Below are 24,962 nucleotides of genomic sequence, written 5' to 3' on the forward strand. Positions count from 1 at the left end.
GGCCGACGTCATCGCGGTGCCCGGACGGCCGGTCGCGATCCTGGCCGACTATCCGTATTACCGAGCCGATCCGGGCAACTGGCCGGGCAATCTCAAAACCCTGCGATCTCTCGGCGTCGATGTCATCACGGCCTACGTACCGTGGCGATTGCACGAGGTCGAGACCAGCCAGGGGCATAGGCGTTACGACTTCGACGGAAGTACTCAGCCGCACGCCGACCTGATCCGATTTCTCCGGCTCGTGGACGAGGCGGACCTGCTGGCCATCCTCAAGCCAGGCCCCTTCATTCACGGCGAGGTCGACTTCGGCGGACTGCCCGACCGGCTCGATACCGGAAAAATGACCGCGACGGCGAACTGGGCCGGAGCCGTGCGGACCAGCGAGGGCCACCCGCTGCCATCGGCTTTCGATCCGCGCTTCCAGGAGGAGGTCCGCACCTGGCTGAACGCGGTTCGCGATCAGGTGCTCCTCGCTCACACGCGTCCGCACGGACCCGTGGTGGCAGCCCAGCTGGGCAACGAGGGCCTATACGGCGAGACTGCGGAGGCGATGACCGACTGCGACTTCTCCGATGCGGCGCGATGCGGCACCGGTTCGGCCGTCGACTGGCCGCCTGCCTCGCCGAGCTCCCGCGCCAAGTGGGCGAGGTCGATCAGCAGCGCGTTGCGCGACCGGCTGACGGAGTTTCGCGATGCGCTGGGCGACTGTGTTCCGACCGTAGTCAACCTGCCGCTCCCCGACATCGGCGGAACGCGACGAGAGCTGGAGGCCTGGCTGTGCCGGGTGGTGCGAATCGTCCCGGACAGAACATTGCCAGGGCACAACACAGTCTGGACAGGCAATCTGATTCGCTCCGAAAGCGTTTTGTCCGCTTACTGGTTCGGGGTGCGGGCGATCGATGCCGACACCATGGAGGACAACTGGGGATTCACCTGGACGGACCCCTCTTACGCGACACCAGCCGTACCGGCTCACTACAGCCTTCTCGACCTCGCGCTCGGGTCGACCACGCTCAGCGTATACACGGCCTGCGCCACCAGGAATTGGCCGCCAGTCATCGCACCGGACGAGTCAGTGCTCGGCGACAGCAGCCACCTGTACGCGCCCCCGTACTGCAGCGGCGCTCCGGTCGACGAATCAGGAAACATCAGGCCAAATGCTAGAGCACTGCGTCTGCTGAGCCAGTTCCTCGACTGGCACGGCACCGCGCTGCGCAAGACACGGGCGAGCACCACAGCCAGTCTCCTGGTCGATCCGGTGACCGTAGCTGCCGACGCCTGGCCGGACGAGGACGACCAGCCGGGAAGGGCGCTGCGGACGGCCGTCGAGGGGTGCACCCGATGGATGATGCGAAGCGGTCAGGACGTCGACGTCACCGTCGGCCGGATTCCTCTCGACTCCGGCTCTCGCCGGAACCCGATCATCGTCGCAGGCGGCCGTGGAATGACCGCGGCGCTTCAGGAAGGCCTCGCCGTCGAGATCCGGTCCGGTCGTCCTGTCGTGTTTGTCGGCGAGCTGCCGACCCTCGACGAACACGACAATGAGTGCGTGCTGCTCCGTACTGCGTTAGAAAGCCCTGACGCCGTCGCGCGGGTATTCGATCCCAGCGGCGAATCCCCGGCACACACGTTGCACGAAGTGCTGCGGCACATCGCGGAGGATCGTCCGGCAGCGCCTGGCGTGCTGCGGCTTGTCCGGTCGGACGACCAGACCGGCTCGGAGTTCACGTTTCTGTTCAACAGGAACGAAACTCGGCAACTCGCCACCGGAACGCGCCGTTCAGTCGACTTCTCGATCGAGCTCGAGCCCTGGTCGTCCACGGCACTCGTCTGGACGGGGAAGGCCTTGACAGGCTTCGTCGTCGCCGCCGGGGCCGATTCTTCCTCCGGCGAGCAGCTCAGGCCGATGCGAGTCGGAGACGAAACGTTCGGCGGCCCGAACATCGGAGACGCGGTAGGCCGTCGCGCTGGCTCGGGATGGGAGATCCTGACCTTCTCCGATCATTAGCAGTGCCCGCCGCGGCCCTTACCGAACAGGTGAATACCTCATGCCTGCCGTCAAAGAAGATTCATGTGATTCCATCGCAGCCCAGTACGTCGAATACATCGCACTCGCCTTGGACCCGGCTACCCGGACGATCAGCGCGACATCGTGGGAGCACAGTGCGGAGTACTACCGCTGGGCGACCGAGAAACTTGTTTCGATCACAAAAACCTCGCCGGAAATACAAAACTCCTACAACGCCCTCCGTGCCTCCCCGACGGACCCAGAACCATATTTCGCGCTCAGAAACTCCTTAGCTTTGCATCTCGCCGCATCTCCAGCGATCCGAGCCGAAATCAGCCAGCATCTCGATCAATCTCTCGCCCGCAACGAAATCGGCTACCATGTGGGAACCTCGTATCGACGGGACGTCGCTGCCGTGCACTCCGACATGCTGCAAGCCAAATGCGAGGAGACGATACGCCGCGAACCGCCCCGCTCGGAGGTCGACGTTCAGATTATTATCCCGTTTCGGGACAGCGAGAACTCGGGCCGGCTGCGGAACCTGTTAGCCCTGCTTCTCGCGTTGCAAGACCAATCGATGCCACGCCACCGCTATGCCACCACCGTGGTCGAGGCCGACGAGATCCCGCGCTGGAAGCCAGCTTTGACACCATTCGTCGATCACTATCTATTCGCATGCAAATCCGGAAAATTCAACAAGTCGTGGACAGTAAACACCGGCGTCGTCAACACCGAGGTCAAACCGAAGTTCCTGTGCATTCTCGACGCCGATATGCTCCCTGACCGGCACTTCCTCGCACGAAACGCTGCCAGACTGAGCCAGGTCGACAACTCGGCACACCTCCCGTATCACCGCGGCGGTCTGTTGTCCCTTGACGCGCCCGCTAGCAATGCCTCGATCAAGGAAAGGTGTTTCCGGGCGGAGCCCGAAGTCGACCTGTCATTGCTGCGCGGCCACGTGCTGCTGGCCGCGCCGGGCGGATCAGTATGGACCCATACCAGCCTGTTCCATCGCATCGGCGGGTTCGACGAGCGGTACGAAGGCTGGGGCGGCGAAGACGACGACTTTGTCGACCGACTGACCGAAGCCGGGACATTTCGCCGATTCTCAGACTATACGATGCACCTGCATCACAGCCGTCCTCAGATGAGAGCAGCCGGCCATCCTTTTAATTCATGGATACAGCCGCACGGCTGGACCTCAAGAAACCGCTACGGACAATTGACCAAGTTCCTCCATGGCCAAGAAAACCAGGGCGACGACGCCTGAAATTATGAGGAGTAAAGGCGTGTATGACGTTATCATTGTCGGTGCGCGCTGCGCGGGATCACCGTTGGCAATGCTACTCGCGCGCAATGGACTTCACGTACTGCTGGTAGACAAGGCCGAGTTCCCGAGCGACACATTATCGACGCACCTTCTCCACCCTCCCGCCATCGACGCGCTCAGGCGCTGGGGCCTGTTCGCCGCGCTTGACAGCGTTGGGGCTCCCCGCTTGGACAAGCTGGTCTGGCGCTACCAAGACATTGAAGTCAGCGGCTTTCCATGGAATCCTTACGACGTAGACCACGTCTATGCGCCACGAAGGTACGCATTCGACCTCATGCTTCTCGAGGAAGCCATCAAAGCCGGTGCCGAGTTCCGCAGCAGATTCGTCGTCGATGACTTGGTGGTATCCAGATCAGGGTCGGTCGTCGGCGTCCAGGGACACGGACCGCGAGGACAACGCACTATCGAACGGGCCAGCTTGGTGATCGGCGCGGACGGCGTGCGGTCGGTGGTAGCGAATAAAGTCGGTGCCGCCACGCTTCGCGAAGACCCGGGCAAGACCTGCTCCTACTACAGTTACTGGGCCGACCTCGACAAAAGCGAAATCGAGATGTGGCCGGGATTCTGGACCGGCTACGGCATACTTCCCACCAACAACGGACTCACTACGGTTTCCGTCGGCTTCCCAAGGTCGAGATTCGATGAGGTGCGGAAAGACGCGATCGGAAACTTCATGGCGGTGATCAGAACTATCTCGCCGGATTTCGCGGAGAAGCTCGACTCCGCGGAACGGACGGAACGTCTGTACGGGATGGTCAACCATCCGAACTACATACGTCAGCGGTACGGGGACGGATGGGCACTGGCGGGGGACGCCGCCTGTCACAAGGACCCGATCACCGCCGGCGGCATCACCGACGCGCTGCTCGACGCCGAAGCGCTGTCAGTCGCCATCCTGACGGGTCTGGACGGCACGTACCCCCTCGCCCAGGCTTTGGGACAGTACGAAACTCAACGAAATACCTCGTTGGCGTCCTTTTTCGACATGACAGTCGAAGCTGCATCGCTCACTCCGCCGGACGAGCCCACCTTAGAGTACATGCGCGCACTCCAGAAAAACCGGACCGAGGCTGACCGATACTTCAGCGTCGGCTCCTACGTCCTTCCGACAGAGCAGGTGTTGACGCCGGATCGGATGAGTTCAGTCATCCAGGGCGCAGGCTGACCGGAGTACCAATTCACCTCTTAGCCAACCCAGGAGCTCCCATAAACACAATTGTTGTATTCGAATTAGCTGACTGCGTCATCGAGTTCCTTTCGGTGTTGTCTCTCCGGGAGACCGGAGGTATTCGTATCGTTGGCATGGCGAACCGCGAGGTGTTCGACCTGCACGACGCGGACTGCCGCGGCCGAGCGCGGGAGGTGCTCGCCAGAGCCGGACAGGCAACCGAGCGACAGGATCCCAGCTCGACGGAGCTTGCGGACTTCCTCGCCGGAGCTCTGAAGAACAGCGCGACAGTGTGGACCTACTGCCCAGCGGACGAGCGACTGGACTGCGCTCGAACTGCTCTGCTGACGACGCAAACCGTCGGAGGCAAGGGCGTATGGCACGCGGTCGGCTTGTCCGGCCATTCCCAGTTTCTCGCGGAAAAAGTGAACCCGCTGCCGGTGGAACAAGTCCGCCTGAAGATCGATGCCGCGCAGACCGTATATCGGGACAGCGTACGACGCACGGCAGAGCTCCCCCGTGCGCTGACAGAGCGAGCCGTACCCTGTGAGCGCTACTTTCGCATGCCTCTCGAGGACGTCGAGCGACTGTTCGCCATGGCGCACAGTCGTGCGTCGGAAGCAGCGGCTTTCGAAGATCCGTGGGGTTTCGGCGTGTCGAGCTACGAGATCGAGCGATTAAGCCGCGCGACGTCTTGGATCTCTGAACATGTCAGCCCCGGAAGCGGTCTCCTTCTCGAGGTGGGGAGCTGCGAAGGCGCGCACACTGACCTGCTGCTGGACGCGGGCCACCGTCTGGTGGCATGCGAGCCGGCGGCGGAGTTCCGGAGGCGATTAATCGGCCGCGTCCGAGGAGCCGTGCCGGTCATCGCCAGCACTTTGGAGGAGCTGGCGGCAAGTCGCAGCGAGCCGGCCGACGCGTATCTGCTGCTGGAGATGCTCTATTACCTGGAAGATCCCGCCGTCGTCGACGATCTCCCGACAGACATGATCTTCATCAGCGGCCCTCCCACCGACCCGGCCTACGACGCCGTTCACGCGTGGCTGTCGCGATCTCGCGTCTGGATGGTTCGGGACCAGCGGCAGCTCATCGAGCCCAGGTTCGATTTTCTCTGCCACGATAAAGTCTACCAATGCAAACCTGGAAGTCTTGGCCTTTTCTGCACTCGCCGCTCGTCGAAACACCCCTAAGAGAGGATTCTTATGCCGGATACTGGAGTAGAATGGGTCACCCGATGGGAGGGCGATCTCGCTCATGAAGAGCATGATGCGCTCTCAGCTATGATCTCCTTGACCTTCGAAAGAATCGATCCTGGCTCGTCGGCGCATTTCCGCGATGGCCGCAGTTGGGCCGGCGAACGGCCGGAGATCCGGCTGTACGCTCGCAACCAGAAAGGCGTACGGGCGCACATCAGCGTCAAACGCAGATTTGTGCGGGTTTCCGGTCGCGACCAACTCGTCGGAGATATCGGCATGGTCGCGGTGCACCCGGAGGCACAGCGGACCGGACTCGGCACGGAGACACTGCGCAAGCTCGACGACCTGTTGCACGTCCTGTCGGTTCCGTTCGGCCTGGTCGACTGTCGCCACGAGATCGTCAACTTCTACGCGTCAAACGGCTGGTCACTGCTTCCCGACAGTGAAATACGCTGTGCCGATAATGCTGATCCACGCACGACGCTCACCGTGGCCGGCCCGGTACTGATTCGCCCAGTGACCGAGCACCTCAAAGAATGGCCATCTGGAAAAATCATTGAAAGAAACGGTTTCGAAGTATGAACGTCGAGGTGGTTTCCACCACAAGACGCTGCGGCAGATACGTCTCGCTGACTTTTGACGACGGCCCGGATCCTATCTACACCCCGCAAATACTGGATCTGCTCCGATCCTGGGATATCCGCGCAGTCTTCTGCCTGATCGGACAGCACGCACTCCAGTTTCCGGAGATAGTTCGGCGCATCGCCGCCGACGGGCACGTGATCGCCAACCACACGATGAGCCATCCCGACCTCCAGCAGTGCTCTTACGCCGAGATAGCACAGGAGGTCGATGACGCCGGGAGAGCAATACAGGAAGTGCTGCCTGAAGTATCAATCGAGTACTTCAGAGCGCCCTTCGGAAGCTGGTCCAGCGATGTCCTCCGGAAAGTCGAAGAAGCGGAGATGACGCCCCTCGGCTGGTCCGTGGACACCCGGGACTGGGCGAATCCAGGAGTACCGAACCTGGTCTCTCTGATACTGCGAGAGATCCGGGATGAGGGTGTCGTTCTGCTGCATGACTCGGTTCCCCCCTCCGAGATGCCGCCGAACGGTTCGATCGGCTTGCGGGACCAAACCGTCGCTACCGTTCGCCGGATCATCCCGGAACTCCATGGGCAGGGGTTCCAGTTCGATCTTCCGGCAACGCGCTGACCGGAGGCTGACCCGCGAACGCGCCACCGGCCGACGGTGTACGGCCGTTAAGACTCAGGGCGCTCCGCGGGCACTTCGCCAGACCGCCTCTCGTTGACCTCTTGATTCCGTGTCGTCTCCTGGTACCGATCCAGCTGCGGCGCGAGAAAGAACGCCGCGGCGGCAGCCAGCACGACCAAGGCGAAGGACAACGGCATCGAAGTAACCTGGGCGAGGCCGCCGATCGCGGCCGGTGCAGCGAGGCCCGCACCGTAGGTCAACGTCGCGACTCTCGCTACTGCGGCTCCGGCGTGCGGGCCCGGTGCGCCGACGGTGGCGAACACGACTGGCAACGTCACCGCGATTCCGATGCCGAGCAGCACGAAACCGCCGATGCCCAGAACAGGCGTGCGGGACACGACGAGCACAATCCCGCCGACAGTAGCGATGACCGATCCGGCGCGTACCGCGTTAACAGCGCCCATTCTGCGGACAACACCATTTCCCAGGATCCGTGCGCCGGCGAGGGCACAGCTATAGATCGTAAAGGTCACCGCCGCAAGCGCGGGGTTGGCACCCATAACCTTCACCATGTACATCACAGACAGGTTCGTGCTGGTCGCGTCGGCGAAGACCGCGCAGAAGCCGAGAAGCCCGACGCCCAGAATCGCGCGAGTAGGCCAGCTCAAGCGACGAGAGGCTGGTTCGTCAGGCAGCCGATCCGGTACGGGGAGGGGCAGTCGCCGCCATACCGGCCACAGTGCCACCAGCAGAACCACGGCCATGCCACCGAGATGGACTCGTCCGTCGATGTCCTGGCCGACAGCCAGTGCTCCGACGCCGGAGGCAAGCAGCGCGCCGACGTACCACAGACCATGAAGTCCGGGCATGATGGGACGCCCCACGGCCTGCTCCACCGCGGCACCCTGCGCGTTGATGGCGATGTCCGACAGCCCGGCCGCGACACCGTACACGGCGAGCAACCCGCACAGCACGACCAGATTGGTCGCCAACGCGGGAAGCGCGAGCGCGGCCGCCCACATCGCCATTGCGAGTCCGGTGAAGGACCTCGCGCCCATTCGACGGTAGAGCGCACCGGCGAACGGCATTACGACGACCGCACCGGCGGATGGTGCGAGAAGCGCGATGCCAAGGCCGCCGATGTCGGCGTGCACGCGTTCCTGAATGAACGGTATACGAGTCGCGAGGGTGCCAGAGACCATGCCGTGGATGATGAAGATCGCCGAAACCGTGACCCGGTCCCGGATCATGCTCGATCCACGTTCCGCTGGTCTTCCTATCATCGTGAAGTACTCCTGCCGCAGGACGGAAACCACCAGAAGAACACCGCTAGCCGAGCTCGGACAGTCTGAGCGATCTCCGCTACGTCAGCCAACGAACTCCATGCCCGTCGACGGCGCCGATAATCCGGTACTCATCCCCTCGAAAGAGAGCCGATGCCCACTCGAACGGTTTGCCAGCCATATCGAATGAACGCACACACATCAATAACATAGGATGCCTCGCCTGTGCGCCGAGAAGTTCGGCGTCGGACGGGCACGGCAGGATCGTTTCCACGGACTTCTCGACGCACCCGGCGTCTATTCCGTAGTCCTTCCGCAGTACTTCGTAGAGTGAGTCCGCGGCGGTGAACCGCTGGCGCAGGTCGGGGCACCGAGAGACCGGTACGTACGCGGACTCTATCGACACAGGCTTGTCATCGACCAGTCTTAGTCGACGCATCAGCCACAACATGGCACCCGGCGCCACTGCCAGTCTCGCAGCCGTCGCCACGTCGGCAGGCACCGTGGTCATCTCCAGCATGCGTGACGAAGGACGACGCCCGAGCTTGCGAAAATGCTCCGTGTAGGACCCTATCGAGATCGGTATCTGCCCACTTCGTTGAGGCTTGACCACAAACGAACCCCGGCCTTGGACGCGTTCCAACCTGCCTGCGGCCGCGAACTCCGACAACACCCGCCGAAGTGTTGTTCGCGAAACGCCCATGCTCTCCGCGAGCGAGCGTTCACCAGGGAGCGGATCGCCCGCCTCCAGCGACGCTAAGACATCTTCGAGACGTTGCTTGAGGTGCCAATATATCGACGTCTCTTCCGACCTTCCCGCACAAACCGGTTGCGTATGACCGTCAGCACGATTTTGTCCCACCAAGAGCACATTACACCGCTTGCGCGATTCTCGCGACCCACCGGCGATAGCTGACCTGAATTGCACCACAGGGCCGCTCTTTCCGCATACCGAAGGGACGCGCCGACGCCTGCCGACAACCGCGAAAATAGCCGCCAGAGCAAATGAGTTTCCCGCTAGCACGTCTTTTGCCTGTCTACGCACCCTCTCGCTCAAGTCGCACGGCGAGTTCCTGCCAGGTAACAGCGCAAGCTCTGGCAAGCTCGGCCGCGATTCTCCGGCAATGTTGCGGAACGTTGTCAAGAAGCCATTCACGTCTCTGCGCGTCGATGACGTGAATCTCGAGCAGGCGGAGGAGAGTCCGGCCCGCTTGGGTAAACCGGACCGATGGATCCTGCCGCAGCAATCCCATCAGCACCGTCCGGTCCAGACCGGTCTCGTCTATTCCGCCAGCGTTTGACGAACCGTCGTTCTCGAGTTTTTTTCGCCGCCGCCTGCGAATCTGATCGCGCGGCACGACCTCCTCGCCACGGACCATCCGATCCCGGACGTCACGGGCGGTGCGCTGTGAAATCCCCGCGGCCATGGCGATCTCCTTCAACGGCGTGGCTGGCCGCTCCGCGAGCAGGGTGCTTGCCCGTCGCCGGCCGTCGGCGGGATCCAGCGGGCGGACGCGACCGTCACGGCCGATCCGGGACATCGGTTGGGGGCCGTCGCCACGACCGCGAACCGCCCGGACGGTCTTGGCGGCCAGACCGGTCGCCGACGCGATCACTCGGTCGGACCACTGTGGATGTGATGCCACGATCCGCTCAGCGGCCGCCTTGCGGTCGGCGAGCGACAGCGGAAGACCGTGCGTGACGTTGGCTTTGACCGCCATCACGAACGCGTCTTCCTCGCTGCCGCTGAAAAACTGGACTTCGATCTCCGTGTCACCGCGCATCATGGCCGCCCGAAGCCGGTGCGCCCCGTCGATGACGCGCATCGTCTGCCGGTGGACGATGAGCGGCGGAAGGTCGCCGCTCATCCCTGCAAGCAGAAGAATGTGCTCCTGGCTTTCGCCGCCCAAGCGGGGAGAATCCGGCGGAAGCAGCGACTTAATTGGTACGGTTGCAATGGCCCCGCGAGCCACGTCTTCACTATTTGAATTCGATGTATAGCTTCCTGATTCCTCAGGATTCATTCTTCCCCCCTCGCTTCAACCACTAATTCCGCCGAAGAAAGCCGACCAGTCGCCGCACAGTCGCGGAGCTGCGCCCTACCGGGTACGCGGTGCCCGCCGCGGCAGCACCGTCCGCGATAGGCCTGCCCGGCAGCGAAAAGTCTAGGCCGGAAGAGTTGGACCCGCATCGGCCGGAACGTCCGTCGACCACCGAAATCCATCCTCCTCCGAGCCTGAGCGCGACCAGCCCCTTTGGTCTATACCACCCCATAGTATCGTACTGAGCAACAGAAAAGCGACACTGATCACGACATGGACGGCGAGTCATTGGCCACCGCCCGGATGGCGCAACGTCGGCTTGTGCCACTGCGGACAGTTGCCACACCCTTCAGTTCGACGGCCGATGTCGGCCGCCGAGGCCTCCTCGGCCGCCAAAGCAGTTATCCCGGATGAGCGAGCCGACGCCTTCGGCAGATGCTGCCGCAAGCAGGTCAGCAACGGTCGGCCTTTTCGCAATAGCCAAAGGCGCTGTCGCAGCGATATTCATAATCGCTGACGGGCGAAACCAGCCCGACACCCGGGAAACGTCACGCGACATGCTCCGCTATCGACGCTTCAGCCGATCCCTTGGTTGCACAACTTCCGAAGTGGGTGCCGACATCCTGGTCACAGCAAAGGCAAGATCATCTAGCATGACTTCGATATACAGCAAGTGATCGTCCGCGGTCGGGTGTGACAGCCCCAGCGCGCGAGACAGGGATGACCTCCTGCCTGCAAACAAGAGGTTTACGAGTAACAAATCTCCAGCGCAGAAGGTCATCCAGTGTCATTTTCTCATGAGGATGTACGTGCACTTGATTCGGCCGTCGATAACGAATTGCCTGACGGCGGACGAACTCCACTCCAGGATCGCCGAGGACGCTGCCGGTACGATCGGCGAATTGCGCCTGCTCGGCGACGGCCGCATCCGCTTTGACGCGCGGACCCGGGAAGCAGCGCCGGCAGTGCTCAGGGAACCCGTTCGCGATTACCCACAGGACGGCTTCACGATCTTTCGCGACATCGCCGACCCGGACACCGCGGTCTTCGACCCTGTGATCATGGGCTGATCGGCAGCTTCCGCTTCCGACGAACAGGCTGAGGAAATCCTGCGGCCGCGGCAACACTGGGTCTTGCGACTGTCGCGGCCAGCGACCCAGAGCCAATAGTCAGATTGATAATAGCGCGCTCAGGGCCCCAAAACGGGACTGCATCATCGGCGGAACCAGCTCCGTCGCCTCGCCGGCGCGATACAGGGCAGCGGGCCTGCCGGTGAACGAGCCCGATGCTGCACGTCTCACCGCGCCAACGAGGCCGGTTAGCGGAAGATCGTCGCCAATCTTCGAGACCGAGGGCCGCCCCAACAGCCGAATATGCGAAACTGGAGGCCTGGGAGCCTTGTGCGCAGCAACCGCCCAAACTTGCCGACCTCGACCACACCCAGCAACACCCCCGTCAGCACCCTGTCTTCCCCACTCAATCGGAGGCGATCCGGCACGGGCGCGCCCGCCCGCTCTCCCTACGCGAGTACGGTTCTCCGCCCCGCAGCCGCAGCGCGATCATGCGTCTTCCCCACGCGGGATCAGCACAAGTGAATGAAAATCCACCAACGGCCAGATAAGCTCCCAGGTCAAGAAGTGTTCTCCCCGCGCGAGCGGGTGTGGTCCGTCGGCATGATCGGAGCTGGCCATGATGCTCGGTTCTCCCCGCGCGAGCAGGGGTGGTCCGCCTGTGCTGCACCAGCTCCAACACAAGGCGCGTTATCCACGGATCTGCGACACCTCGCCTCTAAGGCGGCGCGACGTACCAATGTCGGCTGCATGGAACCAAGCGTTGTCCCTACATGAGCCCGCTAGACTCGCTGACGCCAGAGGCAAGCACCACCAAACGGAGCAGCCTGGGGACGGTTAAGAGCTCCGTGCGCCAGCGTACTCCGTGCACTGACACGGTCCGCTCGTCGCCAACCCAGCAGCCAGACTCCCCGAGTTCGCAAAACGGACACGGCAGACCTCCACACCTCGTACGGCACTGACGAGGACCTGCCCAGCCGGTGTTCCACCTCGACTCTCCTCCCCAGGTCAGTGCCGGGAACCCTCTCTCGTACTCTGCCGCTGCGGCACAGCCCGCGGTTCAGCGTGGTCTTGCTCCCCATGCCTGTGCTGTTGGGTTGGCGTCGGCGGCGGGCTGGCGGATAGGTTGGCCGAATGGAGTTCGTGGTTGCCGAAGACGATGTCTGGCTCTCCGTTTTCGGCGTCCTCCCACAGTTCGAGGGCATATCAGGGGACGACTTTGTGCGAGAGGTCAAAGCTCCCGTCTCCGAGACCGAGGAACTCCACATCACCTGGGACGCAGCCGATCGGAGCGTCCGCATCCGATACAAGCGGCACGCAGAAGTCATCGTCGACATCTACCGCGCACACGCGACCCTGCTCACGATCGAGAACCACGAAACCGGACCAGCCGTCGTGGTGGAGTACCGCACGGAAGGCAGTCACGGCCGAACGCTCCTACGGACCCAACCTGCCTTCACGCTGAAGGACACCTTCCTCCGCGTCTGACAATCCACGTCACCGCACCGAACAGTCCGACAGCTCTTCGCCCAGAGACACCACGCCCGCCCTACTAAGACCAAGCCAGCCCGCTCCCACCACGCCGACTCGCACAGACGCCCAACACGGTCGCTAGAGAAAAGCGACCCAGAACCCACCCGGTGCCCGGTAAACTCGCAGGCCACGAAGACTTTCCCCGCGCGAGCGGGGGTGGTCCGTGGATCGGCATCTTCACCGTATTCGTCGGGCTGTTCTCCCCGCGTGAGCGGGGGTGGTCCCAACCCGGCTGGAAGTCGCGCGGGCACGGGCAAGTTCTCCCCGCGCGAGCGGGGGTGGCCCCCCTTCGAGCGAGGCCGTGCCGTCCAGCAGACCGTTCTCCCCGCGCGAGCGGGGGTGGTCCCGGCCCGCCCACTCGGCGAGGCGCTGGCCGGTCGTTCTCCCCGCGCGAGCGGGGGTGGTCCTGGCCGGGACGACCCGGCCGCGCTCGACCGGCCGTTCTCCCCGCGCGAGCGAGGGTGGTCCCCGGCCGCTGCGCGCGGACGAAGTCGTCGAGATGTTCTCCCCGCGCGAGCGGGGGTGGTCCCCACTCGGGCCGTCTCGCCGACGATGTGCCGGTTGTCCCGCTCGATCATGGGTGGCCCCCTCCAGCATCCGGTGCAAGCGGTGTGACGGCCTAGACATGGCGTGCACGAGACCGTGCCCTAGTCTGGCGAATCGGGCAATCCGCCGAGAAGGCACGGCTGCTTCAGGCTTGTCCCGCGGTCAGCGCTGTCCGGGGTTGCGGACCATGCGCTCAGGCGCCGGGATCGGGGTCGCGAGGGTCGCGGCTGCCGAGGGCTCGGACAGCGTCCTCGAACTGTTTCATCTCGGCGGCCTCCGGGGATCGACGTCCTGGAGCGTCGATCTGGTCGCGGGTGTCGGACGGCGGCGCGGGCCAGAACTGGATGAGGAACCGCTCCACGCCGCACAGGGGCACCGTCACCGTGTCCTCGTCGACGCGTCGCGCCGCGGCGGCTTCCACTTCCTGCCGGATCCGGTCGCGGTCGCCGGTGTGGGCGCGGACGCGGTAGAGCCCCGGCCCGCCGAGGTCGAAGCGGGCGAGCGGGTACTCGCGGATGGTGGGCCAGAGGCTGAGCCTGCCGGTCGAGAACCAGGTCAGGGCCTCGCTGACGGTGGGCCAGTCCGCGGCGGGCGGCGGTTCGCCGTCCCAGCACTCGAGCGGTGCTTCCGGGGCGTGCCACACCCCGGAAGCACTGAGCACGCACACCTGCTGCTCCGTGACCCACAACCACCCGCTCGCGTCCGGCCGCACGATATCGCGGTCCGCCGCGTCGTCCTTAACGAACAACGTGGAGCAGTCCAGTTCGCAAGCACACACATAGAGCGACACTCATCGTGCATAGTCGGATTTTTGGCCGCAGTGGTCCAAGGTTTCATTTTGGGATATTTAAGACTCGCCAAAGAGGTAAATCTGTCCCTGCGTCGGCTTTGGAATTCGATCCCGTGAACCTTTGCGTCGATTGCGCCGCTGGCGTTCCTTTGCCGTCTCCTGGCTGATGTCCTCGGCGAAGATAAAATCGCTTCCGTCGCCCAGCGAGCCGTTGGCGACCTCGGCGATCACCTTCATGTCGATGCCGGAACTGCCGATCCATCCTTCTTTGGCAAGCTGGAAGAAAGTGGTGTTGTCGATGTGTCGCTCGACTCGGTCGTATCCCAGGTATGCCCCGCCCTGCGGCCCCAGCACACGGGGGTCTTTGAGGACCAAGCGCAGGAAGGACAGCGGCAGGTACAGGCCGGGGAGAAGGTCAGGGTTTGTTGGATCGATCTCCCCCGACGGGGTGTTCGTGCGGCAGAGCTTAAGGAAACAGTAGTCCGAGCCAAGTCGCCAATCCGCGTGATGTTCCGGCTCGCGCTGCAGGCCTTGCAGCTGCTCCATGCGTTCGATCTGACCGAGCAGACGCTTGTTAACCAGTATTTCCCTGTTATCTTCGAGCCGTTTGTACTGGACCAGGATCAGACTCCGCGAGGTTCGGTGATAGTAAACGAGGTCGACACCGATCCGCCCTTCTTGTGGCATCGCGTTGATGCTTGTGATTTCCATTCGCCGCGGTCCGTCGGCGAACACTCGCACTCCGACCCGGTTGGTTCGTTGTGGAATCCAGCCAGGAAATGCCCTTGAGTCGTGGTCGATCAGATCTGATTCGTAGTCACTCGGCTTGATTCCCGCCAGAACTGTGTCCTCGACTTCGAGCGGTAGTTCCCACTCGTCAAGGCGTTCGGTCGGGTAGCCGCCGATCCGAAGCCCTCCCCGAACCGCGTCTTTGCCCAGAGCCCAGCGATCAGCAGCCGGAGAGACGACTCGATGCGTCCTCACGTTCATCAGCCAGTTCAATCGCTCGGCGAACTGGGGCCGTAGCTCCTTCAGCGCGCGAACCATGTTGTCGTCCGCAGCTTCCGTCAACGTGCCGTTGCCGTTCTCCAATGCCACGTCAATGGAGGCTCCATGGGTTCCGTGGAGTTTTCGTTTTAGTTGCTCCAGGACAATTGGATCGCCGACCGGGCTGGCATGAACGACGCTTAACTTGTACGTGAAGGTGCTGTTCGCGTCTCCCTTGCGCAGGACGACACCGACGTGCGTCAGAGACTTCGATGGGCCGAACACGAAGCACAGGTGCGGAAAGGCGTGCTTTGGCCGCCCCAGCCCCGCCGGGAAGTTGCTGGCGAAGTAGTCTCGTTCGTCCCGGAGGAAGCTGGACAGCTCCGCCAGATGGACCAGGTACCCCATCACGTCAATCTAAACGGTTGAAGTCGACGTTGTGCGGTAATTGCACGATCAGGACTCTGCTGACTCAGGAGATGTACTCAACGCTCGCCGCTTCGGCGGGTGGCCGACGTCTGGTCGCCACCAGGACTCCGTCCAGTCACGTCGGCCCCATCGCCGGCGTCGCACCCGCCTGGCCTCGACTCACCTTGCTCGCTGGCCCGACGACATCAACGTCCCCGGCGACGTGACTGCCGCAGGATCGACGCCCGATCGCCTGAGCCTCTGGCAGCATGGCCGCGTGGCCACCGCTGACGATCTCTCCGCCCCGTTGCAACTCCTTGTCGGCCGCGAGGTCAGCGCGGTCTGCTTCATCCGCGACTACGTCGAACTGCACTTCGACGGACCCATCTTGCGCGCTCTCACCAACCCGTTCGGCCTGTACGGCTGCCGCGGATGGCGCTTCCCCGAAGGACAGTCACCGGTCGTCATGCGTTCCTACATCGGCACAGTGATCGACCACTGCGAAGTGATCCCCCAGCACTACCTCGCAGTGGACTCCGGCGAGCACCGCTTCGCCATCCCGCTGGACGACGACTCACGCACCGGACCCGAAGCAGCACATCTCGTCGGAGTCGACGATACCGGTCAGACCGACACTCGACTGATATGGATCTGGTAGTCCGAACTTGAACCAAGCCGACCGCCCACGCCACTATCCGCTGACCGGCACGGAGCCCAACAACATGTGCCGTCAGATCAGAGGATTGCGTCCCTTGCCCGATGCTGCACGTCTCACCGCGCCAACGAGGCCGGTCAGCGGAAGAACGTCGCCAACCTCCGAGACCGAGGACCGCCCCAACAGCCGAACAGGCGAAACCGAAGCCTTGCGCGCCGCAACCGCCCAAACTGGCCGACCTCGACCACACCCAGCAACACCCCGTCAGCACCCTGTCTTCCTCACTCAAACGGAGGCGATCCAGCACGGGCGCGCCCCGCCCGCTCTCCCCACGCGAGCAGCGTTGTCAGTCCCGCGGCCGCATCGCACAGCACCGCACGATCGTGCGTCTTCCCCCGCGCGGGATCAGCACAAGTGAATGAAAATCCACCAACCGCCAGATAAACTCCCACGTCAAGAAGTGTTCTCCCCGCGCGAGCGGGGGTGGTCCGAGCTTGGAGACGCCTACGACTTCGCCCTAGCGGTTCTCCCCGCGCGAGCGGGGGTGGTCCGCAGTGATCGTCGCCGGTGACGAGGAGACGATGGTTCTCCCCGCGCGAGCGGGGGTGGTCCGTAGAGGTGCTCGCTGGGCGAGGGGCTGCGGCCGTTCTCCCAGCGCGAGCGGGGGCGGTCCCATGGAAATGGCGGCGGTCCCCATGGTGTGGACGTTCTCCCGCGCGAGCGGGGATGATCCGGTGTTCGGGCCGCAGCGCGACTCGGGCAGCAGATTCTCCCCGCGAGCGGGGATGGTCCAGCGACCGTCGCGAATGACGGCACGGTCTACAAGTTCTCCCCGCGCGAGCGGGGGTGGTCCGGTCCCTGACACCGTGCGGGACTGGTCGACGGCGTTCTCCCCGTGCGAGCGGGGCTGGTCCCACCGTCCAGTGCGGCACGGTGGCGTCTCCGTCGTCTTCGCTACTCGCGCGGGCCGCGGCCAGGCATCAAAGCATGGATCAACTGTTCAAGCAGGGCACTGGTGTCAGCAGCCACGGCGACAGCCACCTCCGCCGTGTACGCCGCCCTGACGGTTCGGGTCTGCCCGCGACGCTGCTCCCCGACGTCGACCGTGACCGGCGTGCGTTGGAACCTCGCGATCGCCGGGTCGAGCAGGATCGCGGCAGCCAAGGGGTCATGCAGCGGAAAAGCAGGCAACTTCCCCGGTACGGCAAGGAACATCGCCGCCATCCGCCCCCGCAACCGGTCCTGATCCGCAGCGAGACGTTCGAGCCATAGCCTGGTGACGGTGGCCTTGCGAGTCACGTCGAGAGGCACCAGTGTCAGGCGGAACCCTGCCGCTACGACCTGGGCGGCTGCTTCGGGATCGTGCCACACGTTGCTTTCGGCGCAGTCGCTGATGTTGCCCTTCACCTCGAACGCGCCTGCCATCGCCACCACGCGTCGGACCAACCGGGGCAGCTCAGGTTCGGCGGCCAAGGCGATCGCGACGTTGGTGAGCGGCCCCAGCGCCAGAAGGTCGACCTGACCGGGGTTCGCCCGGGCAAGCCGCACCATTTGCCCAGCGGCGGTTTCCTCCCGGCCGGGCTTCCGTTTCGGCGAGCCCGCAGCCTTGCCCAGAAGGTCTTCAGGGTGGGCGAGATGCAGGGGCCGCGCAAGCGGCTCCGACGCCCCTAGCACGACAGGCGTCGAATGATCGCCCGCGATCTCGAGTGCCCGCAGGCCGTTGTCAGCCGCGGCGGTCGCAGACACGTTGCCGTGCACCGAACCCACGCCGGCGATCTCGACACCAGGGGCACGAGCAAGGAGAACGAGGGCAAGCACATCGTCCACACCGCCGTCCTGGTCGACAATGACGGTGGTCGTGGTTGGCATAAGACATCTTCTCCAGAAACCAGCGAGTGACGCAGTTCTTCGACGAGGGCCGAGTTGGCAAGCGCGTCTGCGACGTGTTCGCGCCAGGCGATTTCAGCATCCAGGTCGGCGGGCCCTGGTTGCGGAGCGGGCGGCGGGCTGTCCGAAGGCATCCTGTCGTGTTCGTACTGGTGACGAGCCGCGACGAGCTGAGACGCTTCGACGACCGCAGCGCGCTCAGGATCACCCAGGCTTGCCCGGTCAGCGACAGTCTTCCCCGCTCGAGCAGGGGCAGTCCCCCAGTTCGGCCCGGACCGTCCGGAGCGCGCCGACCTGTTCCTCGGCGACCGGAGCGAAGGAGTCAGGCAGATGCGGCGACTTCGGCACCGCCGGCGGTGCCGAAGTCGCCGCGTGGTGGTTGGCCGCGTCGAGTTGTGGACGCGGGGCCGTTCTTTTCCGAGTACCTGGCAGAAGGTATTCCGGGGAGAGGGCGGTGTGATGGTCGAGACGTGGGCAGTAGTCGTCATGGGAGCGTTGACAGCCGGTGCTGGCGTCGCACGGGAACTGGTGTCGCTGCGCCGTGCCCGGGTGCGCAGAACCAGCCTGGAGAACCTGATAGCCGGGCCGGGAGGTTGCCTGCGCGTGGTCGACCGGGACGCCGAGGGCGCGGTCATCGAAATCACCACCGGCGCGGCCCCCGATGCCGGCAACGTGCCCTCCTGCCGCTCCGGCGAGCGCGGCCGTCCAGGAGAATGACCCGATGGCACCGGCACAGGACCGCGCCGCCCCGGCAGACGACAACGACGACGCCGAAGGGTTCGACGCGTTCTACCTCGCTACGTTCAAGCGGACGTTCGCAGCGGCGTACCGGATGAGCGCCGGCAACCACGACGTGGCCGAGGAAGCCACCCAAGAAGCCTACGTGGCGCTGTGGCTGCGCTGGCCGCAGCGGCGACAGCTCCCGATGAACGCCAACCTCAAATACGTGATCGGCATCGCCTCGCACAAGGTCGTCGACAGGTACCGGTCGCAAGACGCCAAACGCACTGTTCCGGACGAGGTCGACGGACCGGCGGACGAGCCCACGCCCGCGGACGCCCTTGGCGAACTCGCAGTGCTCCGGGCGGTGCGCGACCTGCTGGAGGGGCAAAGCTCCCGCCGTCGCGCGGTCGGCATGCTGTACTTCCTGGAAGGCTGGGAACAAGCGGAGATCGCGGAGGCTCTCGGCATGGCCGCGTCGACGGTGCGGACGCATGTGCAGCGGCTCCGCGTGCTCCTCAAGCCCCTCATCCACCGGATCAACGACCTCGACTCGGGAGGTGACCACCGATGACCGACCCCTTCGACGACACCGCCCGCGACGCGGTGCGGCGCGCATACGAGGCCGATCCCCGGCCAGAAGCATCCGACCCGGCGGCCGCGCTGGCCCGCTTCCGTGGACGCCTCGCCGACCTGCCCGCAGACTCCGCAGGACAACCGCTTCCCGCACCGCCCGCCGAGACGGATACCCCTGCCGCCCCCGCGCGGCGTGCTCTCGGCGAACAGTCCTCGACCGTCGCGCCCGGCACCGGGCAGCCTCCCCGTCCATCGGCGAGCGGCGCGGGCATCGAACTGCAAGTGGAGGTCCACCAGAACGAGTACCTCCCAGCAGGGAAAGACCAGGTCGACGCCGTCGTCACGGTGACCGGGACGGGCACGGCGCCGCCCAGCGGACTCGGCCACGCCGAGGTGATCATCGTGGACTGCTCGGCCTCGATGAACACCCCGCCGACCAAGCTGGCCGCCGCGAGGCAGGCCGCTGCCGCGGCGATCGACGCGCTGACCGATGGCGCCGCGTTCGCCGTCATCGCGGGCAGCGACCAGGCCCGCGCCGCCTACCCGGCCGCCGGCCTGGCGACCGCCGACGACCAAACCCGCGCAGAGGCCAAGCGCGCGGTGCAGCGGCTCTCCGCGAGCGGCGGCACCGCGTTCGGCCGCTGGCTCACCCTCGCCGACCGGCTCTTCGCCGACCAGCCTCCCGGCGTGCGACACGCGATCCTGCTCACCGACGGACGTAACGACCACGAGACACCAGCAGAGTTCGCAGCCGCGCTGGCCGCCTGCGAAGGCAAGTTCACCTGCGACTGCCGGGGCGTCGGCACCGGCTGGCACGTCGAGGAACTGCGCATGATCGCCACCACGTTGCTGGGCACCCTCGACATCGTCGCCGACCCGAGCGGGCTGGCGGCCGACTTCCAGGCGATGACCGCCGCAGCCATGGGCAAAACAGTCGCCGACATCACTCTGCGGCTGTGGACGCCGCCCGGCGCCGAAGTCCGGTTCGTCAAACAGGTCGCACCCACCGTGCAGGACCTCACCGGCAGGCGCGTCAGCTCCGACCGGCAACACGGGGACTACCCGACCGGATCCTGGGGCACAGAGAGGAGGGAGTACCACATCCGTGTCCACCTGCGACCCGGCGCAAGCGGCGACGAGACACTCGCCGCCAAGATCAGCATGACCAGCGGCAACCAGGTACTCGGCGAAGGCCGACTCAAAGCGATCTGGACCGATGACGCAGGACTCCCCGCCGAGACCAGCACCTACGTCGCCCACTACACCGCGCAGGCCGAACTGGCCGCGACCATCCACGACGGACTCGCAGCCCGCCAGAACGGCGACCTCGACACCGCTGCCGCGAAGCTGGGCCGTGCGGCACAACTCGCTCGACAATCAGGCAACACACCCGCCGAGAAACTATTGTCAAAACTGGTCGACGCACCGGAATCCGGCGCTGCGCGGATAAAAAACAAGATCGACGAGGCGGACGCGATAACCCTTGCCGCCAGGTCCGCGGCAACCTCCCCGCCTAGCCAAAAGTGAACAACACCAGCGCCGACGCAGCACGACATCAGCTCACTGACCAAACCGCGCCAACGAACACAGCACAATGGCAACGTCTACGATGAACTGCCTGGCCCGGCAGTCCACACCGCTCAGCACAAGTGAATGAAAATCCACCAACCGCCAGATAAACTCCCAGGTCAAGAAGTGTTCTCCCCGCGCGAGCGGGGGTGGTCCCGTGACTTTGTTATTCCCGTCGGAAAGCATGTCGTTCTCCCCGCGAGCGGGGTGGTCCTGGGACTGGCTTACGTGCAAGGCCGTCGCGAAAGTTCTCCCCGCGCGAGCGGGGGGGTGGTCCGGGCACCGCGATCCTGGACGCGGACACGCAGCCGTTCTCCCGGCGCGAGCGGGGGTGGTCCGAGAGTTCCGTTGACGTCGTGCCACGTCTTTTGGTTCTCCCCGCGAGCGGGGGTGGTCCGTCGATCTCGGCGCGTGCGGTGACAGCCGCGCGGTTCTCCCCACGCGAGCAGGGATTTCTACTTCCGACAAACCGAAAGAGAGACATGACGTCTTCCCGCGCGAGCGGAGGGAGTCTGCCAACTGCTAACGCACGATCGTAGAGTCTTCCCCGCGTGAGCGAGAGTGGTCCGCCAGTCCGGGTCAAATGCCGACCTCGCTGCGCACTTGGGCCCAGCGAACTACGCAAGTAGCCACGCTGACTCGCCCCAGTCCGCTACATCCGCAATCACGCCAGTGCCGCACACCCCAACCAGACAGAAGTGTCCGGGTTGCAATTAGTCATGTGGCTGGAGACCTGCATTCAGCAGGTCATCACGCTGCCTGTTGACACTGTCACAGCCGAAACGGAAAGCTGTTGCGCAACATCAAACAGCAGCGCCTTGGCTCGGACGAGGTGGCAGCGACCTCGGCTTTCTTTGACCGGTCAAGCAGGCTGCAGACGGCAGTGGCCCGCGAGAAGTGGTCGAAATTGCTCGACCTTCTTGAACCAAAGTTGACCCGACGAACAGATCGCGATCTGCTTGTGGCCGTGAGAAGCTTCCCAGGAAGGCCGGACGAACTACGCTCCAATAGTTCGATCATGCAGTTGGCCAAGCCGCCACAAGTCAGGCCGAAACCCACAGAGGGGCGGCGGTCGTAGCCTGCGAAGTCCCTCCCATGCAGAGTCCCGCGCTACAGGCAAGGTTGAATCGGCGTCCTCCCTCTCGAGCGGGAGCGGTCTCTTCTCGACGCCGTTCGCTTCTGACTTGATCGGGTTCTCCCCGCGCGAGCGGGGTGGTCCGCACATCCTGCCCTCGCAGGCCGACGACATGAGGTTTTCCCCGCGCGAGCGGAGGTGGTCCCAGCTCGTCGTCGATGTCAAGTCCAGGAACGATGTTCTCCCCGCGCGAGCGGGGGTGGCCCCGTCTCGGTCACCGGTTCGCTGCTGATGCACGAGTCTTCCCCGCGCGTGCGGGGGTGGTCCGGAGATCCCGGACTCGACGTGGCATGCGTGGGTGTCTTCCCCGCGCGAGCGGGGTGGTTCCCAGTTCAAAGGCGACGACACCACCGGCACGCCGACTTCCCCGCGCGAGCGGGGGATATTCCTAACGGCCTCGGTGCCTTGTATGCGAAACCGCGTCTCGTCCGCTCTAATGCAACACTGGCGACCGTCCGGGCCGCGCTGCCGATGACCGAGGTGAGGATCGTGGTGGAGGAAGGGAAACCGTCCCCGCTGAAGGCGCTGAGGGAGAGCCGCGGCCTTAGCCAGGAGGATGTCGCCCGCTACGTGTGCGTCGCCCCGTCCACAGTGCAGCGGTGGGAGTCGGGCACAACACGCAGAATCCGGGCCCGCAACCGGGTCAAACTAGGCGAGTGCCTGCAGGTGTCGCCCGCGGACATCGACGACAGGATGCGCCGACACCATGCAGCGGTGTCGCCCGAAGCGAACCTGCCGTCGGCCGGGCCCCTCCTCGCACGACCGGCCCGGAACGTCACCGCCGCGCAACCTCCGACGGACTGGGTGACGCCACGTCATGTCGACCGCGTCCGCGCCATGACCGCGGCACTGGCCGGTGCCGAGAACCAGTTCGGCGGCGGAACTTCGCCCGGCAACGGCACCGACCAGCTCCGATGGGCGGCCAGGCTCCTCGACGCCCCGGCCTCCGGCACCGTGCGCCGCGCCGTCACCGAGGCCGTCGGCAATCTCGCCTCCGTGGTCGCGCACACCGCGTTCGACCGCGGCGACCATGACGCCGCCGACGAATACTTGAACCTGGCCCTGGACTGTGCGGACAAGGCCCCGTCGTGGGAGCTGCGCGCCAGCACCTTGGCGGACATGGCTCGCAAGGCGATCTACCTGCGGCAGGACGACGAGGCGCTTACTCTGGTCGAGCTGGCTCTCGTCCGTTCCGACCGGCTCACCGCGACCGCCCGGGCCATGCTGCACACTGTCCGGGCCGGCCTGTTCACTCGCGCCAGACGCCATCCCGAAGCATGCGACGAGATCGCCCAGGCCGACTCCTTCCTCGCCGAGCGCGACACCAGCGTCGACCCGCCGTGGCTGTGCTACTACGACGACGCCGAGCACGCGGGCAGCACCGGGAAAGCCCTCATTCCGGTCGCCCTGGCCACCGGCGACCCCGGCCCGAGCGTGAAACGGCTCGCGACCGCGATCCGCGCCCACACCGAGACCTACCCGCGATCGCGCGTCTTCTCCCAAATCCGGCTCTCCCGACTCCTGTTCGCCACCGGCCACCCGGCCGAGGCGCTCGCGCCTGGCATCGCGGCCGTCGAGGACGCTGCCACGATCCAGTCCGTGCGCCTCACCCGCGAACTGGCCGGATTGGCCCGCGCTGCCCGGGCGCGCCCCGGCGACGACACCAAGCAGCTCTGCCACGCGATCTCTGCCGTCACGGCCCGGGCGACCGTATGAACGCCCTCGGTCTCGCCCGCGCCGCTGCCGCAACCGCGGGCATGGACGCGACCGACATGGCGTTGATCCGCGACGGATCGAACGCCGTCGTCCGTATGCGCCACCACGTCGTCGCCCGCGTCGGCGCGCCCGGGACCGGCGACGACGCCGCCCGCCAAGTCCAGGTCGCCAGGTGGCTCGCCGACTCCGGCATCACCGTCGTCCTGCCCTTGGCCGCGCCGCCGCAACCGACCCTAGTCTGCGACCGGCCGGTGACCTGGTGGACCGAACTGCCCGCGCACCGCCACTCCAGCCCCGCCGAACTCGGCACAGCACTCCAGGCCCTGCACCGGCTGCCACCCCCGCCCAGACCCGCTCTGCCTTCCTACGACGGATTCGCAGGCATCGGCGAACGCATCGCCGGCGCACGCCACCTCGGCCCCGACGACCGGCACTGGCTCGCCGACCGGCTCGCCCGGCTCCGCCGCGAAGTCGACGCACTCGACCTCCACCGCACCACCCGCGTGCTGCACGGCGACGCCTGGCAAGGAAACCTCGTCGTCCCGCTCGCCGGAGGCGAGCCCGTCCTGCTCGACCTCGACCACGTCTCCCTCGGCCACCCGGCATGGGACCTCGTCCCGCTGGCCGCCGACCACGCCGACTTCGCCCGCATCACCGACGCCGACTACCAGTCGTTCGTCACCGCCTACGGCGGCTACGACATCACCGCCACAGCACTGTTCCGCACACTCGCCGACGTCGCGGAACTGCACTGGACTGCATTCGTCCTCGGCAAAGCCACCAGCGCCGAAGCCCATCGGGAAGCCCGGCACCGGATCGCGTGCCTGCGCGGAAACGCGCCCAGGCCCTGGACCTGGACTGCCTTCTGACGAGCCCGCACCGACTCCCCGCTGATGCAGCCGAAGCTCGCGATGCGTGCGCGCGGCGGCGCGTAGTCGCAGTCTCTTCCGACCACCGTGTGATTTGACCATTCGGTGCTCGGAAATTTGGAAATGCGGTGCAAACGCGGTGCCAGCGCGGTGGTCTTCCGGATGCGTATCCGATTGACTGGGACGCGACGGCGCGGGGAGCCATCCATTTACCTGGCCGTCTCCTGAACCCGTTCTCGCTGGCGGAAGGGCGCAGTCGG

Annotated in this window: 20 protein-coding genes, 2 pseudogenes and 1 CRISPR repeat array; of the genes and pseudogenes, 15 read left to right on the top strand and 7 right to left on the bottom strand. The window is 65.1% G+C overall.

Translation table 11 applies throughout. The features are described from left to right. Window positions 1-16: 16 nt before the first annotated feature. The 6 genes from L3Q65_RS24405 to L3Q65_RS24430 all read left to right on the top strand — a co-directional run bounded on the left by L3Q65_RS24405 (window position 17) and on the right by L3Q65_RS24430 (window position 6,916). Window positions 17-2,008: a beta-galactosidase gene (locus L3Q65_RS24405; protein ID WP_237596729.1), complete on the top strand. Its 1,992-nt coding sequence runs from the start codon at window positions 17-19 to the stop codon at window positions 2,006-2,008. A gap of 40 nt (window positions 2,009-2,048) precedes the next feature. Next, on the top strand, window positions 2,049-3,278 hold the full coding sequence (locus L3Q65_RS24410; protein WP_237596730.1) for a galactosyltransferase-related protein: 1,230 nt from the start codon (window positions 2,049-2,051) through the stop codon (window positions 3,276-3,278). Further along, complete coding sequence (locus tag L3Q65_RS24415) at window positions 3,247-4,503, top strand: NAD(P)/FAD-dependent oxidoreductase (protein WP_237596731.1); 1,257 nt, start codon at window positions 3,247-3,249, stop codon at window positions 4,501-4,503. Before L3Q65_RS24410 ends, L3Q65_RS24415 begins: the two co-directional genes overlap by 32 nt. A 137-nt stretch (window positions 4,504-4,640) precedes the next feature. Continuing rightward, window positions 4,641-5,696, top strand: a complete 1,056-nt coding sequence (locus L3Q65_RS24420) for a hypothetical protein (RefSeq protein ID WP_237596732.1) — start codon at window positions 4,641-4,643, stop codon at window positions 5,694-5,696. A 12-nt stretch (window positions 5,697-5,708) separates the two neighbouring features. After that, complete coding sequence (locus L3Q65_RS24425; protein ID WP_237596733.1) at window positions 5,709-6,284, top strand: GNAT family N-acetyltransferase; 576 nt, start codon at window positions 5,709-5,711, stop codon at window positions 6,282-6,284. Further along, entirely contained in the window at window positions 6,281-6,916 is a 636-nt protein-coding gene (locus tag L3Q65_RS24430; RefSeq protein ID WP_237596734.1) for a polysaccharide deacetylase family protein, read from the top strand. The genes L3Q65_RS24425 and L3Q65_RS24430 overlap by 4 nt, the downstream gene beginning before the upstream one ends. A 47-nt stretch (window positions 6,917-6,963) precedes the next feature. Here the strand turns inward: L3Q65_RS24430 and L3Q65_RS24435 are convergent, their stop codons facing one another. The 3 genes from L3Q65_RS24435 to L3Q65_RS24445 all read right to left on the bottom strand — a co-directional run bounded on the left by L3Q65_RS24435 (window position 6,964) and on the right by L3Q65_RS24445 (window position 10,109). Next, the gene (locus tag L3Q65_RS24435) at window positions 6,964-8,166 is read right to left on the bottom strand and encodes an MFS transporter (RefSeq protein WP_237596735.1); all 1,203 of its coding nucleotides are present in this window, start codon (window positions 8,164-8,166) and stop codon (window positions 6,964-6,966) included. 112 nt (window positions 8,167-8,278) lie between these two features. Beyond that, entirely contained in the window at window positions 8,279-9,061 is a 783-nt protein-coding gene (locus L3Q65_RS24440) for a GntR family transcriptional regulator (protein WP_237596736.1), read from the bottom strand. A 175-nt stretch (window positions 9,062-9,236) separates the two neighbouring features. Next, entirely contained in the window at window positions 9,237-10,109 is an 873-nt protein-coding gene (locus L3Q65_RS24445) for a ParB N-terminal domain-containing protein (protein ID WP_237596737.1), read from the bottom strand. A gap of 929 nt (window positions 10,110-11,038) precedes the next feature. Here L3Q65_RS24445 and L3Q65_RS24450 point away from each other — a divergent pair. Both L3Q65_RS24450 and L3Q65_RS24455 read left to right on the top strand, forming a co-directional pair. Then, window positions 11,039-11,311, top strand: coding sequence for a hypothetical protein (locus L3Q65_RS24450; protein ID WP_237596738.1), 273 nt, complete (start codon window positions 11,039-11,041; stop codon window positions 11,309-11,311). A 1,134-nt stretch (window positions 11,312-12,445) separates the two neighbouring features. Continuing rightward, complete coding sequence (locus tag L3Q65_RS24455; RefSeq protein ID WP_237596739.1) at window positions 12,446-12,799, top strand: hypothetical protein; 354 nt, start codon at window positions 12,446-12,448, stop codon at window positions 12,797-12,799. Window positions 12,800-12,979: 180 nt separating this feature from the next. After that, window positions 12,980-13,431: a CRISPR direct-repeat array (repeat unit 28 nt; unit sequence GTTCTCCCCGCGCGAGCGGGGGTGGTCC). A gap of 152 nt (window positions 13,432-13,583) precedes the next feature. Here L3Q65_RS24455 and L3Q65_RS24460 read toward each other — a convergent pair. Both L3Q65_RS24460 and L3Q65_RS24465 read right to left on the bottom strand, forming a co-directional pair. Further along, window positions 13,584-14,180, bottom strand: coding sequence for a hypothetical protein (locus tag L3Q65_RS24460; protein ID WP_237596740.1), 597 nt, complete (start codon window positions 14,178-14,180; stop codon window positions 13,584-13,586). A 57-nt stretch (window positions 14,181-14,237) separates the two neighbouring features. Beyond that, on the bottom strand, window positions 14,238-15,575 hold the full coding sequence (locus L3Q65_RS24465; protein WP_237596741.1) for a hypothetical protein: 1,338 nt from the start codon (window positions 15,573-15,575) through the stop codon (window positions 14,238-14,240). A gap of 277 nt (window positions 15,576-15,852) precedes the next feature. On the opposite strand from L3Q65_RS24465, the gene L3Q65_RS24470 reads away from it, so the two are divergent. Beyond that, the gene (locus L3Q65_RS24470; RefSeq protein ID WP_237596742.1) at window positions 15,853-16,233 is read left to right on the top strand and encodes a hypothetical protein; all 381 of its coding nucleotides are present in this window, start codon (window positions 15,853-15,855) and stop codon (window positions 16,231-16,233) included. A 951-nt stretch (window positions 16,234-17,184) separates the two neighbouring features. Here the strand turns inward: L3Q65_RS24470 and L3Q65_RS24475 are convergent. Together L3Q65_RS24475 and L3Q65_RS47650 are read right to left on the bottom strand one after the other, a co-directional pair. Continuing rightward, window positions 17,185-18,099: a nucleoside hydrolase gene (locus tag L3Q65_RS24475; protein ID WP_237596743.1), complete on the bottom strand. Its 915-nt coding sequence runs from the start codon at window positions 18,097-18,099 to the stop codon at window positions 17,185-17,187. Between the two features lie 119 nt (window positions 18,100-18,218). Beyond that, window positions 18,219-18,605 (bottom strand): annotated as a pseudogene (locus L3Q65_RS47650) (hypothetical protein); the annotation flags it as partial. Between L3Q65_RS47650 and L3Q65_RS24480 the strand changes: the two are divergent. From L3Q65_RS24480 to L3Q65_RS24500, 6 genes and pseudogenes are all read left to right on the top strand, one after another. Next, a complete protein-coding gene (locus L3Q65_RS24480) occupies window positions 18,577-18,834 on the top strand; it encodes a hypothetical protein (RefSeq protein ID WP_237596744.1) in 258 nt (85 codons plus the stop codon). The pseudogene L3Q65_RS47650 and the gene L3Q65_RS24480 overlap by 29 nt on opposite strands. 4 nt (window positions 18,835-18,838) lie before the next feature. Then, on the top strand, window positions 18,839-19,411 hold the full coding sequence (locus L3Q65_RS24485; RefSeq protein ID WP_237596745.1) for an RNA polymerase sigma factor: 573 nt from the start codon (window positions 18,839-18,841) through the stop codon (window positions 19,409-19,411). Further along, entirely contained in the window at window positions 19,408-20,940 is a 1,533-nt protein-coding gene (locus L3Q65_RS24490; protein ID WP_237596746.1) for a VWA domain-containing protein, read from the top strand. The genes L3Q65_RS24485 and L3Q65_RS24490 overlap by 4 nt, the downstream gene beginning before the upstream one ends. 1,648 nt (window positions 20,941-22,588) lie before the next feature. Continuing rightward, window positions 22,589-22,789 (top strand): annotated as a pseudogene (locus tag L3Q65_RS47655) (helix-turn-helix domain-containing protein); the annotation flags it as partial. Between the two features lie 165 nt (window positions 22,790-22,954). After that, window positions 22,955-23,833 carry a hypothetical protein gene (locus tag L3Q65_RS24495; protein WP_237596747.1) on the top strand — a complete coding sequence of 293 codons (879 nt, stop codon included), beginning with the start codon at window positions 22,955-22,957 and terminating at the stop codon, window positions 23,831-23,833. Beyond that, window positions 23,830-24,702: an aminoglycoside phosphotransferase family protein gene (locus L3Q65_RS24500; RefSeq protein WP_237596748.1), complete on the top strand. Its 873-nt coding sequence runs from the start codon at window positions 23,830-23,832 to the stop codon at window positions 24,700-24,702. The genes L3Q65_RS24495 and L3Q65_RS24500 overlap by 4 nt, the downstream gene beginning before the upstream one ends. Window positions 24,703-24,962: the final 260 nt, after the last annotated feature.

It is taken from the genome of Amycolatopsis sp. FU40 (assembly GCF_021903635.1).
GTDB classification, from domain to species: domain Bacteria; phylum Actinomycetota; class Actinomycetes; order Mycobacteriales; family Pseudonocardiaceae; genus Amycolatopsis; species Amycolatopsis dendrobii.

Excerpts from the sequence above, each read along its gene's own strand:
- L3Q65_RS24410 (WP_237596730.1), top strand. The coding sequence starts at position 2,049 with ATGCCTGCCGTCAAAGAAGATTCATGTGATTCCATCGCAGCCCAGTAC.
- L3Q65_RS24420 (WP_237596732.1), top strand. The coding sequence starts at position 4,641 with ATGGCGAACCGCGAGGTGTTCGACCTGCACGACGCGGACTGCCGCGGC.
- L3Q65_RS24465 (WP_237596741.1), bottom strand. The coding sequence starts at position 15,575 with ATGGGGTACCTGGTCCATCTGGCGGAGCTGTCCAGCTTCCTCCGGGAC.
- L3Q65_RS24455 (WP_237596739.1), top strand. The coding sequence starts at position 12,446 with ATGGAGTTCGTGGTTGCCGAAGACGATGTCTGGCTCTCCGTTTTCGGC.
- L3Q65_RS24485 (WP_237596745.1), top strand. The coding sequence starts at position 18,839 with ATGGCACCGGCACAGGACCGCGCCGCCCCGGCAGACGACAACGACGAC.
- L3Q65_RS24500 (WP_237596748.1), top strand. The coding sequence starts at position 23,830 with ATGAACGCCCTCGGTCTCGCCCGCGCCGCTGCCGCAACCGCGGGCATG.
- L3Q65_RS24450 (WP_237596738.1), top strand. The coding sequence starts at position 11,039 with ATGAGGATGTACGTGCACTTGATTCGGCCGTCGATAACGAATTGCCTG.
- L3Q65_RS24430 (WP_237596734.1), top strand. The coding sequence starts at position 6,281 with ATGAACGTCGAGGTGGTTTCCACCACAAGACGCTGCGGCAGATACGTC.
- L3Q65_RS24415 (WP_237596731.1), top strand. The coding sequence starts at position 3,247 with ATGGCCAAGAAAACCAGGGCGACGACGCCTGAAATTATGAGGAGTAAA.
- L3Q65_RS24425 (WP_237596733.1), top strand. The coding sequence starts at position 5,709 with ATGCCGGATACTGGAGTAGAATGGGTCACCCGATGGGAGGGCGATCTC.
- L3Q65_RS24490 (WP_237596746.1), top strand. The coding sequence starts at position 19,408 with ATGACCGACCCCTTCGACGACACCGCCCGCGACGCGGTGCGGCGCGCA.
- L3Q65_RS24435 (WP_237596735.1), bottom strand. The coding sequence starts at position 8,166 with ATGATCCGGGACCGGGTCACGGTTTCGGCGATCTTCATCATCCACGGC.
- L3Q65_RS24475 (WP_237596743.1), bottom strand. The coding sequence starts at position 18,099 with ATGCCAACCACGACCACCGTCATTGTCGACCAGGACGGCGGTGTGGAC.
- L3Q65_RS24495 (WP_237596747.1), top strand. The coding sequence starts at position 22,955 with ATGACCGCGGCACTGGCCGGTGCCGAGAACCAGTTCGGCGGCGGAACT.
- L3Q65_RS24480 (WP_237596744.1), top strand. The coding sequence starts at position 18,577 with ATGGTCGAGACGTGGGCAGTAGTCGTCATGGGAGCGTTGACAGCCGGT.